This window comes from Agrobacterium sp. a22-2, from assembly GCF_012276985.1.
Lineage (GTDB): Bacteria > Pseudomonadota > Alphaproteobacteria > Rhizobiales > Rhizobiaceae > Allorhizobium.
Window position 1 is genome coordinate 1 of record NZ_JAAXMM010000005.1, and the last position, 18,127, is coordinate 18,127.

Here is an 18,127-nt window from a genome sequence, read left to right on the forward strand (position 1 = left end):
GCCTCATCCCCGCCCCCAAAACCTGTGCCACACTTGTCCCGTTCCGCCTTCGGATACACCGGTCTGCGTTGCCGGCGAGGTGGGGCCGGCGCTTTTGGGGAGCCTTTGACGCGGGGCGAGCCGGGAGGCGTTGTGGGAACTGGACCTGCCAGCAGCAATGATGGCGTGCGGGTGCGTAAACATAAGCCGGTTTTTGCCGGACTTGCGCACCCTGGGACATAAGGGATGGCGACCGGTCGGACGGCGGGGTTTTCATGAAAAACCTGCCGGAACGGCGCGACGATGCTGCGGGCGACAGGTCCGCGGAGCTCCATCGCCGTGCCGAGAAAACGGCCTTTCGGGCGGCCCGGGCAGCGAAAGCACAACAACGATACCAAGCCCGCGAGCCGATCTCTGACAAAGATGCCAACACCCCGTAGAAAAGGCCAGAGCCAGGACGACAGACCGCCGAACGGGGTGCCGGCAGGTGCCATTGTTTTTGAAATTTCAACAGGGCAGCTCCGGCACCCCGTCCGACCAGACTGTTTTCACCCGGAGGGTTTTGGCCCGGCCGGTGTCCTGTCATGCCCGTTGCGAGCGTCCATTTTCAAACCCCGTGCCATTGCGGCACACACCGGCCGCGGGCAAGAGATTTCGTCAACCCTGCCTGTTCAGCATTCCTGAACGGCGATCGGCTACAAGGACAACAGTTGCCCCCAACAGGACCCGGCCGATGAGCATGGATGCAATGATGAACAATGCCGTTTCAGGCATGCAGGCTCAGACGGTGCGGCTGTCGGCGACCGCCAACAATGTGGCGAATGCACTGACGTCAGGCTACGACCGCTCCGTGACCTCGCTGTCGTCGCGGGCCTCGGGCGGCGTCTCCGCCTCCGTCGCGCCGTCCGGCGAGCCCACCCTGCCCGGCTCTTCCAATGTCGATCTCGGCACGGAAATGCTCGACCTGATCGATGCGGAGTTGAGCTATAAGGCCAATGCCTCGGTGTTCGAGGCCGGTGCCGATCTGTGGGATGTCCTGATGAGCATCAAGCGCGACTGATACCGATCGAATACTGCAGACCTTTCTGCCTTGCCGTCCTCACGACCAGACCATTTTGGGTTGCTGGCCCCATTATTGCCAAAAGGCAAATATCCGCACCTGAAATAGTCCAACGTCCTCAGCAACGCTCCCCTATAAGCAAGCCAGCCAGCAATAAAGCGGCGCGCCTCACTCCCTTAACGGAGGGGCGATCAATTCGGGGTTGTCGAAAGGAACGGGTATGCGCATGAAATTGATCCTGGCACTTGCAGTGACGATGTCTTCGCTTGGCGGTGCCAGCGCAATGGCACAGACGCAGGGCGACTGGGTGCTCGGCAACTACAAGGGCGCCGGCTACTGGTTTCCCGGCATCGCCGAGAAGGTCGGTAACGGCAAGGTTACCATCCGCTATGACGATGGCGACCGCGAGACCGTCGCCATCGGCGACGTCCGCCCCTATGACTGGATGATCGGCATGAAGGTCGAGTGCAACTTCAAGGGCAAGGGCGAGTGGTATTCCGGCACGATCGCTTCGCTGGCCGGCGAGCAGATCGGCATCGCCTATGACGATGGCGACAAGGAAAAGACCAAGACCGGCCGCTGCCGGACCCGTTGATCGACACCGCTTCTCCTCGATGGCGGCGGATCACCCCGCCGCCATTGACGGTCCCTCTCGTATCTGCGCGACAAAATCGTCCGCCGCCTTGCGAATGCCGACTTTGGCCGCATCGAGCGGCTTCAGGCTGGCGCCGACATTCATCGCGTTCGGATATTGCTTGGCGACATAGGCCTTCAGCAGGCGATTGCTGGCTGCGTCGTAAATTTCGACGGCATAGCTCACCGACCCGGTCAGCGCTCCTTCCTTCTGCCGCACCGCCTGCACCGTGTTGTAGGCGCCCCCCATGATGTCGAAACGCGAGGCGGTGCCCAGCACCGGAGTCGTCGCCTTGGCGCCTGTCAGCGTGATCTCGACACGCAGCACGTCGGGCGCGGGAATGGTGGTGATCGCAAAGCGCGTTGCGGCCGCGCTCATGAATTCGCTCTGCATATAGGCGGCCAGCAGGCGCTTGTCCGCGTCTGGCATCTTGCCGAACTGGCTGTCGGGACCGCCATAGATTCCGACCGGAGGAATGATGATCTTGCGATAGGTCGACCAGTCCACCTCGCTCTCATAGCCATAGGGCTTGCGACCCGATCGGTCATTGGGGTCCGGCCGAAGCTGCGCGGCGGAAGCCAGGCCGGAATAGGCGACCGGCTCCGTGCTGGCGCAACCGGCGGCAAAGCCGCCCAGCAGCATGAGGACAAGTCCATTTCTTGTGATATTCGACACGATCTGCTCCATGGAAGGCTTCGACGGGAAGCACCTGATGGAAGCCAGCAGTAGTGTCTGGAATATTGCGGTGGCTGTTGTTTGATTAAGAAATATTACCTGGATGGGCGCGCCCGAATGCCCCGTTCAAAAGCTGTGTCACCCCGTGGACGACATCGCCTTGGCCGGCAGATGGATCTCGACGACCAGGCCGTGCGGCAGCCGATCCAACAGATGCAGGCTGCCATTGTGGTGCTGCGCGATGCCCTTGGCTATCGGCAGGCCAAGGCCGAAGCCGGCCCCCTTGCCGATCTTGCGCGCCTCATCGACCTTGAAAAAGGGTTCCAGTACCCGTCTCTTGAGATCCTCCGAAAGGCCAGGCCCATTGTCGCTGATGGCGATGATCGCGGAGCCAGGCTCTGGTCCTTCGCGCAATTCGATGTCGATCTGCGTGGCAAAGCGCGCCGCGTTGTCGATGACGTTCGACACGGCCCGCAGGATGCCCTGCGGCTTGCATTGGTAAGCCAGGCGGCGCGGACCACGGAAGCTCACGGATACACCGACATCGGAGAAATCGGTCGCCACCGTCTGCAACAAGCTGGTCAGGTCCACCTTGCGCGGCGCTTCCGTCAGCGGCACCTTGTTGAGAAAGGTCAGGCACTCGTCCGTCATCGTGCTCAAGGTGGTGATGTCGGCCAGCATGGAGCGGCGCAGGTCCGGGTCCTGCGAGCGTTCGGCGCGCATGCGCAGCCGCGTCAGTGGCGTCCTGAGGTCGTGGCTCAGAGCCCGCAGCATTTGCGTGCGGTCCTCGAACATCCGGCGGATCTGGCTGCGCATGGTGTTGAGGGATTCGGCAAGGCTTTGGATCTCCGATGCGCCTTCCGCCCGAAACAGCTCCTCCGACGTGTCCTCGGGGCTGATGCGTCTCGCATCCGCGGCAAAACGGATCAGCGGCACGGTGATCCGGCGGCTAGCGACATAGGCGATAGCCAGCGTGGCGATCATGATGACGGCAATTGCTATCAGACCCTTGAGCGACCTGGCGGTCAGCAAAGGCAAGGATGGAGCCTCCATGACGCGAAAGGCCAGCGCACGACCCGCATCGAGCCGCAGGATCAGAAAATCGGTCAGATCCCTTCCGGTCGCCGCGCCCGATATCGGCCTTGGGCTATTGGCCTGTGCCTTTTCGAGTGCAAGCCTGGCCAAATTTCCGGGACTGTCGGCGTCAGGGCCGAGCGGATCGATCGCGTTGGCGGAGACAATCACCGCAGACAGGCCGGCCCTGGCGCTTGCCTCCAGGATTGCCGCTTCCGTCTCCTTCGAGCCGGCCTGCTGCACCTGGCCGAGCACCATCTGGATACGACCGGCGACTGTATTGGCCCAGGCGGCCTCCCGCTCGCTCTTGTGGAGCGACAGCCAGAAGACGGCGGCGACAATCGACAGCAGGATGATCGGCAGGGTCGTGACCAGCAGGATCTGACCGCGTATCGATCCCGGCTCAAACCGCCATCTCATGCCTCGCTCTCCACCTTCGGCGTGAAAAGATAGCCGCCGAGACGGACGGTGCGAATGAAGCTCGGCTCGCGCAGATTGGGTTCGATCTTCTGTCGAACCCGGCTGACATGGACATCGATGCTGCGCTGGACCGGACCGGCGATGCCGGCATAGGTCAGGGCCAGCAGCTGCTCGCGGCTCATGACACGACCCGGATTGCGGCAGAAGGCCAGCAGAATATCGAACTCTGCCGTGGTCATCGACACTTCAACGCCTTCGGGGTCGCAGAGCTGCCGGGCCGTGGCATCGATACGCCAGCCGGCAAAACGCATCGGCGCAATCCGCTCATCCACGGAAGACCGGTAGGAGGCGCGGCGAAGCAGACCCTTGATGCGCGCCATCAGCTCGCGCTGGTTGAACGGCTTGGTCACATAGTCGTCGGCGCCCAGTTCCAGTCCGACAATGCGGTCGACATCCTCGCGCAGCGCCGTCAGCATCAGGATGGGTGTCGTGCCCTCATCGCGCAGCCGCCGGCAGATGCTGAAGCCGTCCTCACCGGGAAGCATCGCATCCAGCACCACGAGATCAAAGGCATGGCGCCGGCGCAGACGATCCATCTCGGAGCCAGAGGCCGCCGCTTCCGCTTCGTAACCGCTCTCGGTCATCAGATCCACAAGCATGCCGGAAATGTCCCGGTCGTCCTCGACGATCAGAATGCGCGGAGTCTCGCCGGACGGGTCTTTGCTCTTGGTCATCTCTTACCGCTGTTGAAAGGCATTTTGCACCGGCAGCAACCATGCCACAGTTCGGCGCCACTTTCGATCATGCCCCATGTTGACGAAAAAGCCGGACCTCGCTTTGAGGTCCGGCAAGGCGGGGGCTGCGCTGGCTTCTTCTTGACTTGACCGGAGAAAGCAGGGGGCGGTTGCTTGCTCGCGGGCTGCGCAATCGAAAAAATCCGGACGCCTGTGTGGCACGGGTGATCCGCGCCTAACTCAGCCTGCGATGGTCGTGGTGCATGACCGCCGTCACACGGGCCAGGAAAGCCGCCCTGTCGAAACGGGTCGCGGCCGCTGTCGCTGCGGCATCGGGTGCGGCAAAAATGAAGGTTTCGACGTTGACGATCGGGCTTTGCAAGACTGCCCGCACATCCCTGATCATCGCCGTCGTGGTGACAACGGCATCATAGGGACCTGCCGCGGATGCCTGCCGGAACTCGTTTATGGAACAGGCACTGGTCACGGCCATGCCGCAATCGGTCAGGGCCGCATTCAACGCCGTCATCGCCTTGGGATTGGTGAGACACAGCAGGACCTGCCTGCGCGAAGCGGAAATGGGATCGGTCTGGTTCATGCAGGACTTTCTGACGTTGTCGCCTGCATTCCGATATAGCGTCACGCCCTGCATGGTTCTGTTCGGATTTGTTAAGTTATGTTGCGGAGGTCGCCATCCACTCGGCCAGCACGGACCCGAGCGCCACAAGTCCGAACAGCACCATGACACCACCGGAGATACGCGAGACCCAGGTGGCGAAGCTCTCCGGCAGGCGCTTGTGCAGGAGCGCCACGGTGCCGCTGAGGAAAAACCACCAGGCGAGCGAGCCGGCAAAGACGCCGGCCACCACGACGCCGGCGCCGAAACCATCGCCGGCTTCGGCCAGACCAAGCCCGGCGAAGATCGCGGCAAAGGACAGGATGGTTGCCGGATTGGTGATGGTCAGCAGGAAGGTCGCGGCCGTGGTGCTCAACAGATCCCGCGCGCCGACGGTCGCTGCCGCCACCGGGAGCCTCGGCTGAAAGCTCTTCCAGCCGAGCCAGAGCAGGAACAGGCCGCCGAACAGCCGCAGCGGCAGGGAGACGATGTCAAGCACGGAGGCAAAGACGGCGAAACCGGCCGCCGCCATCAGCGCATAGGCGCCATCGGCCAGCGCCGTGCCCAGCCCGCCGGCCACGCCGGCCCAGAAGCCGCGTTCCAGGGTGCGGGAGATGCACAGCGCGCCGATCGGCCCGAGCGGCGCGGCAATGGCCAGCCCCAGCAGGATGCCCTTGGCAAAGAGCAGGATCGAAAGGGTCATGGCGAGGTCGCTCCATCGGTCAGGGTGCGCTCGACAGCCGAGGACAGGGCGATCATCGTTTCCGAGCGGGCGAGATAACGGCGCTCCTTCAGGAGCGACAGGAAATCCTCGATATCGCCGATGACAGGCAGCCGTACCTTCATCAGATAGGACCAGCCGCCGGTGACATGGTGGCATTCCAGCACCGCCGGGTGGCTTGCGGAAAAGCGCCGGAATTCCCCCTCGTCCGCATCGGCGGCGAGCGCCACGAAGACGAAGGCCAGCACGGGATAGCCGAGGCTTTCCGGATCCGCCTCGACGGTAAAGCGCCGAATGACGCCGCTCGCATGCAGGCGGCGGATGCGCTCGTTGACGGCAGACGCCGACAGCTCGACGCGCTCGCCGATATCGGCCAGGGAGCGCCGGGCGTCCGCGGCCAGCAATCCAATGATTTTGCGGTCGATGAAATCCATATCCGCAATATATGCGGCATTTTTCAGATTTTCAACGTTATTTATTGTCCAACTCGGATTTTCCGCATGATCCGTCGCAAATGCGGTCCGCCGCCGCAAAAGGTGCGGGCAGACATAAAAAAGCCCGGCACAAGACCGGGCTTCGCGTGCGTCTCTGTCGGGACCGTCAGTTGCTGACCGCTGCCGCCCCCTGCTCGCGGGCCAAAAGGGCGAGGTCGGCGGCCTTCAGTTCCACCGATTCGCCGCAGCCGCAGGCCGAGGTCTGGTTGGGATTGTGGAAGGTGAAGCCTGCCCGCAGGGTCGTCGTCTCGTAGTCCATCTGCGTGCCGAGCAGGTAGAGAACGGCAGAAGGCTCGATCCAGACACGCGCACCGTCGCGCTCGATCAGGTCGTCCTTGGCATTGGGTTCGGTCACGAGGTCGATGGTATATTCCATGCCCGCGCAGCCGCCCTTCTTGATCCCGACCCGAACGCCCTTGGCGTCGGCTCCGGAATTTTCGATGATTGCCTTGACGCGAGCCGCAGCAGCGTCCGTCAGGCTCATCACAGCAAATCCCATCTCAATTCTCCTTCCGCAGCCGGATTCAAGGTCCGGCGCTTCGAATAACAATGTAAGATCGGCTCGTTAACCGATCAATACCACCCGGATTGCGCCGGACGGCTCCTTCGCACAAGTCTAGTACCAGCCGATCGAGACCTGGGCCTCTTCCGACATGCGGTCCGGCGTCCATGGCGGATCGAAGGTCATCTCGACATCGACGCCGGAAATGCCTTCGACGGCGCCGACCGCATTGTGCACCCAGCCCGGCATTTCGCCGGCCACCGGGCAGCCGGGCGCGGTCAGCGTCATGACGATCTTGACCATGCGGTCGTCCTCGATGTCGATCTTGTAGATCAGCCCGAGTTCGAAAATATCGGCCGGGATTTCCGGATCGTAGACGGTCTTCAGCGCGGCGATGATATCGTCGCTGAGGCGCGCCACTTCATCGGCCGGAATGGACGTGTGCACGATCCCTTCCCGGACGTCCGGCTTTGCTTCGCTCTGGTTGACACTCATCAGTCTATCCTCATGCAAAGAAGGTGCGGGCATGGTCGAGTGCATCGGCAAGAGCATCGACCTCGGCGCGGGTGTTGTAAAGGCCAAACGAGGCCCGGCAGGTGGACGTCACGCCGAAACGGGCCAATAGCGGCTGGGCGCAATGGGTGCCGGCACGCACCGCCACGCCTTGTCGATCGATCAGCATCGACACGTCATGGGCATGGATGCCGGCCAGTTCGAACGAAAAGATCGCGCCCTTGCCCGGCGCATTGCCGAAAATGCGCAGCGAATTGATGGCCGACAGCCGCTCATGGGCATAGGCCGCCAGATCCGCCTCATGGGCGGCAATCGCCTCGCGCCCCAGCGTCTCCATATAGTCGAGCGCATAACCGAGCCCGATCGCCTGGACGATCGGCGGCGTGCCGGCCTCGAAACGGTGCGGCGGATCGTTATAGGTGACAGTGTCCTCGGTCACCTCGACGATCATTTCGCCGCCGCCCATGAAGGGCCGCATCTCTCTCAGACGATCGGCCTTGCCATAGAGTATGCCGATGCCGGACGGGCCGTAGAGCTTGTGGCCGGTCATCACATACCAGTCGCAGTCGATATCCCGGACATCGACCGGCATATGCACGGCGCCCTGGCTGCCATCGACCAGCACCGGAATGCCGCGTTCATGGGCTATCCGGCAGATCTCCTTGACGGGAACGACCGTGCCGAGCGCGTTCGACATATGGGTGATCGCGACGAGTTTCGTCTTTTCCGTCAGGCTGTTCTCGAAAGCCTCGATATGGAAGGTGCCGTTCTCGTCGACCGGCACCCAGACGATTTTGGCACCCTGGCGTTCGCGGATGAAATGCCATGGCACGATATTGGAGTGATGCTCCATTATCGAGATGACGATCTCGTCGCCTTCGCCGATATTCGGCATGCCATAGCCATAGGCGACCGTGTTGATCGCCTCGGTTGAGGATTTGGTAAAGATGATCTCGTCCACCGATCCGGCATTCAGGAAGCGCCGCACCTTTTCGCGCGCCGCTTCATAGGCGTCCGTTGCCGCGTTCGACAGAAAATGCAGACCGCGATGCACATTGGCATATTCGTTGGAATAGGTATGGCTGATCGCATCGATCACCGCCTGCGGCTTCTGTGCCGAGGCGCCATTGTCCAGATAGACCAGCGGCTTGCCATAGACCGTGCGCGACAGGATCGGGAAATCCCGCCTGACGGCTTCGACATCGTAACCGGTCTTGGTCGACGACAGATCAGCCATGAGCTTCCAGCCAATCCGAGATCAGCCCCTCCAGCGCCTCGATCAGGGCCTCGTCCTCGAGTTCCTCGACGATCTCGGCCACGAAAGCGTTGATCAGCAAGGCGCGCGCCGGCTTTTCCGGAATGCCGCGCGCCATCAGATAATAGAGATGCTTGTGGTCGATATCGGCCACCGTCGCACCATGGGCGCATTGCACGTCGTCGGCAAAGATCTCAAGTTCCGGCTTGACCAGCATCTCGGCTTCGTCCGACATCAGCAGCGTGTTGCAGGCCATGCGGGCATCGGTCTTCTGGGCATCCGGGGCGACGCGGATCTGGCCCTGGAACACGCCCTTGGCCCGATCGAACACCACATTGCGGACGATCTCGGTGGACGTGGTGTTGGGCAGGTCATGGCCGAGCGTCATGGTGACGTCTGTATGGGTCTCGCCGCCGAGCAGGTTGACGCCGCGCAGGGTGAAATCCGAACCTTCACCGGCGGTGAAGACATGCACTTCCTGGCGAACCAGCTTGCCGCCGGCATTGATCACGAAGAGACGGAACTTGACGTCGGCGCCCATCTCGACCTTGATCTGACCGAGATGGGTATCCTCGAGCCCTTGCGTCTGCACGATGATACAGGTGACCTCGGCGCCGTCGCCGATCTTGATATCGCTGACGGTCGAGACGAAGGCAGCGTCTCCGGCAGCGTTTAGATGCCGCTCGATGACGGTCGCCTTGCTGGCACTGCCGAAATCGACCAGGAACCGTCCATGCACCTGGCCAGCGCCATGGATCGCCTGCAGTTCCAAAGGCTGTTCCAGCTCTGTATCAGCTGCAATCGACAGGACATAGCCGTCGCGCACGAAGCTGCCGTTGATCCGGCCGATCGCATCGTCATTGTCATAGGCGATGAGGCTCGCGGCGGCACTTCCGTCCGTCAGGGCAGCACCATAGGAGACCACGCTGACGCCGTCCGGACCGCTCAAAGCCACGGCCTTGCCGTGTTCGAAGGCCAGCACGGTCGCGCCCGGCACGATGGAGGCAACAGCCCTGCCCGCGGCTCCGGGCTCAATGGCCGGGATCGCCCGCAGCAGCGATTTCAGGTCCGTGTAATGCCAGGATTCGATCCGGCGCGTCGGCAGACCGCCGCGCTTCAAGTCATCGAACAGCCGGTCGCGGGCGGCAAGCACCGCACCGTCACCCGGCAATTCACCGATCTGGTCCGTATAGGTTTCCAGAAGGGCGGCCTCGGCGGCCGTCGGCCGGTTGGCAGCCTGAATGTTCATGGACATGCTCCTTTCCGCCGCGATCAGGCCGCTTCGCCGATGATATCGGCATAGCCGTTCGCTTCGAGGTCGAGGGCGAGGCTCTTGTCGCCAGTCTTGATGATCTGACCCTTGTAGAGGACGTGCACGCTGTCGGGCACGATATAGTCGAGCAGGCGCTGGTAATGGGTGATCACGATCACCGCACGGTCCGGCGACTTCAGGGCATTGACGCCATCGGCAACGATCTTCAGGGCGTCGATGTCGAGGCCGCTGTCGGTCTCGTCGAGAATGCAGAGGTTTGGTTCCAGCAGCGCCATCTGCAGGATTTCGGCGCGCTTCTTCTCGCCGCCGGAAAAACCGACATTGAGCGGGCGCTTCAGCATGTCCATGTCGATCTGCAACTTGGCGGCGGCATCCTTGACGCGGCGGATGAAGTCCGGCGTCGTCAGTTCGGCCTCGCCGCGCGCCTTGCGCTGCTCGTTCATCGCCACCTTCAGGAACTGCATGGTGGCCACGCCGGGAATTTCGACCGGATACTGGAAGGCCAGGAAAATGCCCTTGGAGGCGCGCTCGGCGACATCCAGGTCCAGGATGCTCTCGCCGTTATAGAGAATGTCGCCCTCGGTGACCTCATAGTCGGTGCGGCCCGACAGGATGTAGGACAGCGTCGACTTGCCGGAGCCGTTCGGCCCCATGATGGCAGCGACTTCGCCCGCCTTGACCGTCAGGTTCAGGCCGCGGATGATTTCGGTCCCGTCTTCGGCGATACGGGCATGGAGATTGCGAATTTCAAGCATTTTGCTCTTCCTGTTCATAGGGCGGTTCAAGGCCGCCTGTTGATCGACTATCGCCGGATCGACGCCGGAAACCTCGTCATCCTCGGGCCTGTCCCGAGGATCTACTGGTCTCTCAATTGTAGTGAGGCCAATGCCTCGTATTCTCGTGCGGCCTGAACGGATTCTCGATCATGTCGATCTTCTCATAGAGGTCGAGCCACGTCGGATTGAGGCCCTCGATAAGGCGGATCTTCCATTCCCGAAGATATCGCTTCAGTGACTTCTCCCGCTGGATTGCAAGAACGATATTTGGATGCGTTTCAAACCATACCAGTATCTTGGCATTGTATTTGGACGTGTATCCTGTTTTCACTTCGTTCCGGTGCTCCCACACCCGCCCAGGCAGGTCGCTGGTTACCCCGGTGTAGATCACGCCGCGCGGTTTGTCAGACATCATGTATACAAAACCGCCCATCCGCGTCAGCCTTCCCGCCGGCAGATCCTCGGGACAAGCCCGAGGATGACGAACGAGAAATGGTACACGGACAACAGCGGCCCCGTCATCACCCAACGCTCCCCTCCAGCGAGATGCCGATCAGCTTCTGGGCTTCGACGGCAAATTCCATCGGCAGTTCCTGGATGACTTCGCGCACGAAGCCGTTGACGATCAGGGCGATCGCCGCTTCCTGCGGGATGCCGCGCTGCAGGCAGTAGAACAGCTGATCCTCGGAGATCTTCGAGGTGGTGGCCTCGTGTTCGAACTGCGCGGTCGAGTTCTTCGCCTCGATATAGGGCACCGTATGCGCGCCGCAGCGGTCGCCGATCAGCAGGCTGTCGCACTGGGTGAAGTTGCGGGCATTCTCGGCCTTGCGATGGGTCGAGACCTGGCCGCGATAGGTGTTCTGGCTGACGCCGGCGGCGATGCCCTTGGAGATGATGCGGCTCGACGTGTTCTTGCCGAGATGGATCATCTTGGTGCCGCTATCGACCTGCTGATGGCCGTTGGAGACGGCGATCGAATAGAATTCGCCGCGCGAACCATCGCCGCGCAGGATGCAGGACGGATATTTCCAGGTGATCGCCGAGCCGGTCTCGACCTGGGTCCAGGAGATCTTGGAATTCTTGCCGCGGCAATCGCCCCGCTTGGTGACGAAGTTGTAGATGCCGCCCTTGCCGTCCTTGTCGCCGGGATACCAGTTCTGCACCGTCGAATACTTGATCTCCGCATCGTCCAGCGCCACCAGTTCGACGACAGCCGCATGCAGCTGGTTCTCGTCGCGCTGCGGCGCGGTGCAGCCTTCGAGATAGGAGACGTAAGCGCCCTCTTCGGCGATGATCAGCGTGCGCTCGAACTGGCCGGTGTTCTTCTCGTTGATGCGGAAGTAGGTCGACAGTTCCATCGGGCAGCGAACGCCCTTCGGCACGTAGACGAAGGAACCGTCGGTGAAGACGGCGCAGTTCAGCGTCGCATAATAATTGTCGGTCGGCGGAACGACCGTGCCGAGATATTTCTTGATAAGATCGGGATGCTCGCGGATCGCCTCCGAGATCGACATGAAGATCACGCCGGCCTTTTTCAGCTCTTCCTTGAAGGTGGTGACGACCGAGACCGAATCGAACACCGCATCGACGGCGATGCGCGACGATTTCACGCCGGCCAGCATTTCCTGCTCTTTGAGCGGAATGCCGAGCTTTTCGTAAACCTTCAGCAGTTCCGGGTCGACTTCCTCGAGCGAGGACGGGCCGGCCGTGCTTTTCGGCGCGGCATAGTAGTAGATATCATTGAAATCGATCTTCGGATAGTTGACGCGGGCCCAGGTCGGCTCTTCGAGCGTCAGCCAGCGGCGATAGGCGTCAAGCCGCCATTCCAGCATCCATTCCGGCTCGTTCTTCTTGGCCGAAATGAAACGAACGATGTCCTCCGACAGACCCTTCGGGGCCTTGTCGACTTCGATCATCGTCTCGAAGCCGTATTTGTATTGATCGACATCGATCTGGCGCACCTGATCGATCGTCTCCTGCACTGCAGCCATCTGCGTTCTCCAATCTCGCCGGGTCCAAGGTCCGGCGGCTTGTCAACGTTTGAAGCGGGGTTCCGCTTCTATGTGGTGGTCAGGGGCGAAATTTCACCCCTTTGGTTCTTCGGAAAATTGATTTTCCGCAATTGTGTCGCCCTTATCACGCGGCTTTGCCCGAGAGTCCACGCCGCGCACCGATCTTGCCGAAGATTTCAACGGCTCGATCGATCATAGCCGCGTCGGTGGCAGGTCCCAGAGACAGTCTCAGCCCGCCGGTCTTCGCGTCCAGTCCCATGGCGTTCAGCACATGGCTCTCGCCGACCTTGCCGGACGAGCAGGCCGCTCCCGCCGACAGGGCCAAACCTTCGAGGTCGAATGCGATCTGCCCGGTTTCCGCCTTCAGGCCCGGCAGCGTGAAGAAGCAGGTATTGGCAAGTCGCTCGACACCCGAACCGTGAATGACCACATCCGGGGCCGCCTTGCGCATGCCGTTTTCCAGCCTGTCGCGCAAGGCGCGGATTGCCGCATTGCGCGGTTCGATATCCTTTGCGGCCATCGCTGCCGCCGCGCCGAAACCGGCAATCGCCGCCAGATTCTCCGTGCCGCCGCGATGGCCTTTTTCCTGGCCACCGCCGCGGATCAGCGGTGACGGCATCAGGGTTTCGCCCCGCGCCACCAGAGCGCCGGCGCCCTTCGGGCCGCCCAGCTTGTGGGCCGAGAGGATGAGGAAATCGGCGTCCAAAGCATTGATATCGATCGGCATGCGACCGGCTGCCTGCACGGCATCGACCACCAGCAGTCCGCCACGGGCATGAACGATCCTTGCCGCGTCTGCCACCGGCTGGACAATGCCGGTCTCGTTATTGGCCAGCATGATCGCCACCATCGGCAGGCCAGCCTCGCGCGGATGGGCCACCAGCAAGGCTTCCAGCGCAGCAAGATCGACCACTCCGGACGGCAAAACGGCAATCTCGGACACGGCGACGGGCTCGAATCGGCCGCCCAGCCGCACGGCCGGATGCTCGATGGCCGAGACATACAGACGGGATGCGGCAAGAGGAGCACGGCCCATGCGCAGATGCGGTGTCAACACATGGTTGGCGGCCTCGGTGGCGCTGCTGGCAAAGATCACATTGGCAGGCGTCGCGCCAACCAGTTCGGCCACATGACGCCGCGCCGTCTCGATCATGGCGCGGGCGGCGCGGCCTTCCTGGTGCACGGACGACGGATTGCCGGACAATGCCAGGGCATCCAGCATCGCGCTCCGCGCTTCGCTCAGAAGCGGCGCCGTGGCATTCCAGTCGAGATAAATGCGCTCTTTCGCCATGTTATCGTCCGGATTCCGATGCCTTCTGCCCGATCGGCGCATTTTCCTTGAAATGACCGACGGGCTTGTCCTATGACACGTTCCAACAGGTATAACAGCCATACCAGTTTCGAACAATTCTAAACTGAGTTCTAGAAAAGTTGACTGGTCCCGTCAAGTCATCTTGCTGAATTGAACGGGATCGGACACAAAAAAAGACACGGACCGGAGTATCTATGCCCGAAGTCATATTCAACGGCCCTGCGGGTCGCCTTGAAGGCCGCTATCAGCCATCCAAGGAAAAAAGCGCCCCGATCGCCATCATCCTGCATCCGCATCCGCAGTTTGGCGGAACGATGAACAACCAGATCGTCTACCAGTTGTTCTACATGTTCCAGAAGCGCGGCTTCACGACATTGCGCTTCAACTTCCGCGGCATCGGCCGCAGCCAGGGCGAATTCGACCACGGCGCCGGCGAATTGTCGGATGCGGCGTCGGCGCTTGACTGGGTCCAGAGCCTGCATCCCGACAGCAAGAGCTGCTGGGTCGCCGGCTATTCCTTCGGCTCGTGGATCGGCATGCAGCTCCTGATGCGCCGCCCTGAGATCGAAGGCTTCATGTCGATCGCGCCGCAGCCCAACACCTATGACTTCTCCTTCCTCGCCCCCTGCCCGTCATCCGGCCTGATCATCCACGGCGACAGCGACAAGGTGGCACCGGAAAAAGACGTGCAGGGCCTGGTCGACAAGCTGAAGACCCAGAAGGGCATCCTGATCACCCACAAGACGCTGCCGGGCGCCAACCACTTCTTCAACGGCCAGGTCGAAACCCTGATGAGCGAATGCGAAGACTATCTCGACCGCCGCCTCGAAGGCGAACTGGTCCCGGAACCGGCCGCCAAGCGCATCCGGTAATTCGATCGGCATGCATGTGATCAATCCGCTCGCGCAATCGGGCGGATTTTTTCGTTCTGGGCCACTAAATCCGGGCGAGGCCGCAATTCAGACGATTTGAATATCGACCGGAATAAGGTATCCTTCCAAGTCATCTGGAAGGATTTGGGCTGCCATGACAAAGCACATTATCACCCTGCCCGAGCCGATTGCCGAGTTTCTCAAGCAGCGTATTGCCGACGGGCAATACGAATCTGCCAGCCAGTACATTTTGGATCTTGTCACGAAAGACATGTCCGAGCGGTCGCAGGCCGCGGAAACACTGCGCGCTCTTCTTCAAGACGCCGAAGACAGCGGCATTAGCGACCACAGCCTTGAGGAGATCTTCGATCTTGCTCGCTCGGAGAAACGACGGTCGGCGGGCACCGCGTGATCCCGCTGCGATTTACGCGGCAGGCGGAAGCCGACATACTTTCCATACACGACTACACGATCGAGACGTTCGGCATTGCCCAATGGTCTGTGTATGAGAGCGGCCTGCGCAGTGCATTCGAGCGCATTTCCCAAAATCCACAATCAGGCACGGATCTATCATCCATAAAGCCCGACACACGACGCCTGATGTTCAAGAGCCATGCAATCTACTATCGGACGCGCGCCGATGATGTGTTGGTCCTGAGAGTTCTCGGCCTCCGCCAAGATCCAGGGCGACATTTATAGCTGCGCCAGCACCCCGCCCGACACCGGCTCCCTGACACCCGTCGTTGCCGGATAGGTCAATGGCAACGCCCGCAGCGACCGCACGGCCAGATAGGCCCAGGCTTCCGCCTCCATGGCATCTCCATCGAAACCGGCTTCCTCAGCCGACAGGACGATAGACCCGTGTCTGGCCGCGAGTTCCCTTAGATCCGCCATGATCACCCGATTGAGCCGGCCGCCGCCGCCGATGACGAAGGTCTTGGGCATCGCCGGCAGATGGCCGGCCGATTTGATCACCGCCGCGGCGCTGACATAGGCGAGCGTGCGGGCGCCGTCGGACAGTTCCGCCTCGTCGCCTGACGGGGGCAGAAAATCGTTGCGGTCGAGCGAGCGGCGGCTGTCCGCGGTGAAGAACGGATTGTCCAGATAACGATCCGCCAGCGCGCCGACAATCCGGCCCTCCGAGGCGATCATGCCGCCTTGGTCGAAGGGAATGCCGGCATGGGCCTCGACCCATTGGTCGATCAGCGTGTTTCCCGGCCCGCTGTCATAGGCGACGATCGTGCCGTCGCGGTCGATCGATGTCAGGTTGGATATTCCACCGATATTGACGAAGCACACCGGCCATCGAGTGTCTGTCAACTGGGCTGTCAGTGCCGCGTGATAGGTCGGCACCAGGGGTGCGCCCTGCCCGCCATGAAGCATGTCATTGGCCCGCATGTCATGGACCACGGCGATGCCCGTTTGCCGCGCCAACAGCGGTCCGTCGCCGATTTGCACCGTCAGGGCCTCATCCGGACGGTGCAGGACGGTCTGGCCATGAAAGCCGATCACATCGATATCGCCGGCCAGGAGATTGTTAACGCTCAGGAATGTCGCAACAGCCTCGGCATGACGTTGCGTGATGTCGCGCTCCAGTGCCGCAAGGTCACCGGGACGTTCGGTCCTGATCCTGATCGCCTTGGCCTCCTCCAGCCCCTGCTTCAGGCGGTTGCGAAAGGCGGGCTCGTAGGCGACCGCCAGAAAGGGGCCGCGTTCGACGACCCGTTCGCCATCTGTTGCGACCATGGCGACATCGATTCCGTCCATCGACGTGCCGCTCATCAGGCCGATGGCCCGGTATATCCTGCCCAAATCGAAGATCCTTTTCCGAGTCGCGATGGGTGTCATTGAAAACATTCATGGCCGAAACAGGTGCATATTTCAAAAAACAATGCTAAAGCGCCCGCGAATTTCCCCATTCAGACCACTCCAGAAAGCATGACTGCCATGACGAAGTTCAAGTCCGATTTCCTGCATACACTGTCCGAGCGCGGCTTCATTCATCAGGTCTCCGATGAAACCGGCCTCGACGACCTGTTGTGCAAGGAAACCGTGACGGCCTATATCGGCTTCGATCCGACGGCGCCCTCGCTGCATGCCGGATCGCTGATCCAGATCATGATGCTGCACTGGTTCCAGGCGACCGGCCACCGGCCGATCTCGCTGATGGGCGGCGGCACCGGCATGGTCGGCGATCCATCCTTCAAGGAGGAAGCCCGGCAGTTGATGACGGTGGACACGATCGAAGGCAATATCGCCTCGATCAAGCGGGTGTTTTCCAACTACCTGACTTACGGCGACGGTCCCAAGGACGCGCTGATGATCAACAATGCCGACTGGCTGCGGTCGCTCAACTACCTCGAATTCCTGCGTGACGTCGGCCGCCATTTCTCGGTCAACCGCATGCTGGCTTTCGACAGCGTCAAGACGCGTCTCGATCGCGAGCAGTCGCTGTCCTTCCTGGAATTCAACTACATGATCCTCCAGGCCTATGATTTCGTCGAACTGGCCCAGCGCACCGGATGCCGGCTGCAGATGGGCGGCTCCGACCAGTGGGGCAACATCATCAACGGCATCGATCTTGGCCACCGCATGGGCACGCCGCAGCTCTATGCCCTGACCTCGCCACTGCTGACCACCTCGTCGGGCGCCAAGATGGGCAAGTCGATGAACGGTGCCATCTGGCTTAACCCGGATATGCTCGGTCCTTACGACTTCTGGCAGTACTGGCGCAATACCGAGGACGCCGACGTGTCGCGGTTCCTCAAACTCTACACGACCCTGCCGATGGACGAGATCACTCGCCTGTCGGCGCTTGGTGGCGCGGAAATCAACGAGGTCAAGAAAATCCTGGCGACCGAAGTGACGGCGATCCTGCATGGCCGTGCGGCGGCCGACGAAGCGGCGGAGACGGCGCGCAAGACGTTTGAGGAAGGCGCGATTGCCGACAACCTGCCGTCGATCGACGTGGCCGTTGCCGAACTCGAGTCCGGCCTTGGCCTGCTCGGACTGATCGTGCGGGCTGGTCTCGCCGCCAGCAATGGCGAAGCCCGCCGGCATGTGCAAGGCGGCGCCGTGCGCATCAACGACAGCCAAGTCAGCGACGAGCGCATGATGATCGGCTCGTCGGCCGTCACCGCGGATGGCGTGATCAAGCTGTCGCTGGGCAAGAAGAAGCATATTCTGGTGCGGCCCGCCTGAGCGA

21 protein-coding genes are annotated in these 18,127 nt (G+C 61.6%); 6 read left to right on the forward strand and 15 right to left on the reverse strand.

All coding sequences use genetic code 11. The features are described 5' to 3' along the window. Positions 1-712: 712 nt before the first annotated feature. Both HFC70_RS08940 and HFC70_RS08945 read left to right on the forward strand, forming a co-directional pair. Positions 713-1,039, forward strand: coding sequence for a flagellar basal body protein (locus tag HFC70_RS08940; RefSeq protein ID WP_168472899.1), 327 nt, complete (start codon positions 713-715; stop codon positions 1,037-1,039). 226 nt (positions 1,040-1,265) lie between these two features. Further along, complete coding sequence (locus HFC70_RS08945) at positions 1,266-1,634, forward strand: tudor domain-containing protein (protein WP_246735711.1); 369 nt, start codon at positions 1,266-1,268, stop codon at positions 1,632-1,634. 30 nt (positions 1,635-1,664) lie between these two features. Here the strand turns inward: HFC70_RS08945 and HFC70_RS08950 are convergent, their stop codons facing one another. The 14 genes from HFC70_RS08950 to HFC70_RS09010 form a co-directional block, all read right to left on the reverse strand. After that, positions 1,665-2,351: a DUF3313 domain-containing protein gene (locus tag HFC70_RS08950; protein ID WP_368669612.1), complete on the reverse strand. Its 687-nt coding sequence runs from the start codon at positions 2,349-2,351 to the stop codon at positions 1,665-1,667. Between the two features lie 135 nt (positions 2,352-2,486). Next, entirely contained in the window at positions 2,487-3,842 is a 1,356-nt protein-coding gene (locus HFC70_RS08955) for a HAMP domain-containing sensor histidine kinase (protein ID WP_168472901.1), read from the reverse strand. Further along, positions 3,839-4,576, reverse strand: a complete 738-nt coding sequence (locus HFC70_RS08960) for a response regulator (protein WP_168472902.1) — start codon at positions 4,574-4,576, stop codon at positions 3,839-3,841. Before HFC70_RS08960 ends, HFC70_RS08955 begins: the two co-directional genes overlap by 4 nt. Before the next feature lie 235 nt (positions 4,577-4,811). Continuing rightward, positions 4,812-5,174, reverse strand: a complete 363-nt coding sequence (locus tag HFC70_RS08965) for a hypothetical protein (RefSeq protein WP_168472903.1) — start codon at positions 5,172-5,174, stop codon at positions 4,812-4,814. Between the two features lie 76 nt (positions 5,175-5,250). Beyond that, positions 5,251-5,895 (reverse strand): LysE family translocator, encoded by a 645-nt coding sequence (locus tag HFC70_RS08970; RefSeq protein WP_210259206.1) that lies wholly within the window; start codon positions 5,893-5,895, stop codon positions 5,251-5,253. Next, a complete protein-coding gene (locus HFC70_RS26780) occupies positions 5,892-6,347 on the reverse strand; it encodes an Lrp/AsnC family transcriptional regulator (RefSeq protein WP_210259207.1) in 456 nt (151 codons plus the stop codon). The genes HFC70_RS08970 and HFC70_RS26780 overlap by 4 nt, the downstream gene beginning before the upstream one ends. Positions 6,348-6,513: 166 nt before the next feature. Further along, on the reverse strand, positions 6,514-6,906 hold the full coding sequence (sufA, locus tag HFC70_RS08975) for a Fe-S cluster assembly scaffold SufA (RefSeq protein WP_168472905.1): 393 nt from the start codon (positions 6,904-6,906) through the stop codon (positions 6,514-6,516). A gap of 117 nt (positions 6,907-7,023) precedes the next feature. Continuing rightward, entirely contained in the window at positions 7,024-7,404 is a 381-nt protein-coding gene (locus HFC70_RS08980; protein ID WP_168472906.1) for an SUF system Fe-S cluster assembly protein, read from the reverse strand. Between the two features lie 10 nt (positions 7,405-7,414). After that, positions 7,415-8,659 (reverse strand): cysteine desulfurase, encoded by a 1,245-nt coding sequence (locus HFC70_RS08985; RefSeq protein ID WP_168472907.1) that lies wholly within the window; start codon positions 8,657-8,659, stop codon positions 7,415-7,417. Continuing rightward, positions 8,652-9,926 carry a Fe-S cluster assembly protein SufD gene (gene sufD, locus HFC70_RS08990; RefSeq protein ID WP_168472908.1) on the reverse strand — a complete coding sequence of 425 codons (1,275 nt, stop codon included), beginning with the start codon at positions 9,924-9,926 and terminating at the stop codon, positions 8,652-8,654. The genes HFC70_RS08985 and sufD overlap by 8 nt, the downstream gene beginning before the upstream one ends. A gap of 23 nt (positions 9,927-9,949) precedes the next feature. Beyond that, positions 9,950-10,705, reverse strand: a complete 756-nt coding sequence (gene sufC, locus HFC70_RS08995; protein ID WP_168472909.1) for a Fe-S cluster assembly ATPase SufC — start codon at positions 10,703-10,705, stop codon at positions 9,950-9,952. 112 nt (positions 10,706-10,817) lie between these two features. Continuing rightward, a complete protein-coding gene (locus HFC70_RS09000; RefSeq protein WP_246735712.1) occupies positions 10,818-11,255 on the reverse strand; it encodes a GIY-YIG nuclease family protein in 438 nt (145 codons plus the stop codon). After that, positions 11,248-12,717: a Fe-S cluster assembly protein SufB gene (sufB, locus tag HFC70_RS09005; protein WP_168472910.1), complete on the reverse strand. Its 1,470-nt coding sequence runs from the start codon at positions 12,715-12,717 to the stop codon at positions 11,248-11,250. The genes HFC70_RS09000 and sufB overlap by 8 nt, the downstream gene beginning before the upstream one ends. 145 nt (positions 12,718-12,862) lie before the next feature. Then, positions 12,863-14,029, reverse strand: a complete 1,167-nt coding sequence (locus HFC70_RS09010; RefSeq protein WP_168472911.1) for a cysteine desulfurase family protein — start codon at positions 14,027-14,029, stop codon at positions 12,863-12,865. A 215-nt stretch (positions 14,030-14,244) separates the two neighbouring features. On the opposite strand from HFC70_RS09010, the gene HFC70_RS09015 reads away from it, so the two are divergent. The 3 genes from HFC70_RS09015 to HFC70_RS27260 all read left to right on the forward strand — a co-directional run bounded on the left by HFC70_RS09015 (position 14,245) and on the right by HFC70_RS27260 (position 15,621). Continuing rightward, the gene (locus HFC70_RS09015) at positions 14,245-14,922 is read left to right on the forward strand and encodes an alpha/beta hydrolase (RefSeq protein WP_168472912.1); all 678 of its coding nucleotides are present in this window, start codon (positions 14,245-14,247) and stop codon (positions 14,920-14,922) included. 154 nt (positions 14,923-15,076) lie between these two features. Further along, positions 15,077-15,334 carry a type II toxin-antitoxin system ParD family antitoxin gene (locus tag HFC70_RS09020; RefSeq protein WP_168472913.1) on the forward strand — a complete coding sequence of 86 codons (258 nt, stop codon included), beginning with the start codon at positions 15,077-15,079 and terminating at the stop codon, positions 15,332-15,334. Next, a complete protein-coding gene (locus tag HFC70_RS27260; protein ID WP_168472914.1) occupies positions 15,331-15,621 on the forward strand; it encodes a type II toxin-antitoxin system RelE/ParE family toxin in 291 nt (96 codons plus the stop codon). The genes HFC70_RS09020 and HFC70_RS27260 overlap by 4 nt, the downstream gene beginning before the upstream one ends. On the opposite strand, the gene HFC70_RS09030 is transcribed toward HFC70_RS27260, so the two are convergent. Continuing rightward, on the reverse strand, positions 15,616-16,734 hold the full coding sequence (locus HFC70_RS09030; RefSeq protein ID WP_168472915.1) for an anhydro-N-acetylmuramic acid kinase: 1,119 nt from the start codon (positions 16,732-16,734) through the stop codon (positions 15,616-15,618). The genes HFC70_RS27260 and HFC70_RS09030 overlap by 6 nt on opposite strands. Positions 16,735-16,869: 135 nt before the next feature. On the opposite strand from HFC70_RS09030, the gene tyrS reads away from it, so the two are divergent. Beyond that, a complete protein-coding gene (tyrS, locus tag HFC70_RS09035; protein WP_168472916.1) occupies positions 16,870-18,123 on the forward strand; it encodes a tyrosine--tRNA ligase in 1,254 nt (417 codons plus the stop codon). Positions 18,124-18,127: the final 4 nt, after the last annotated feature.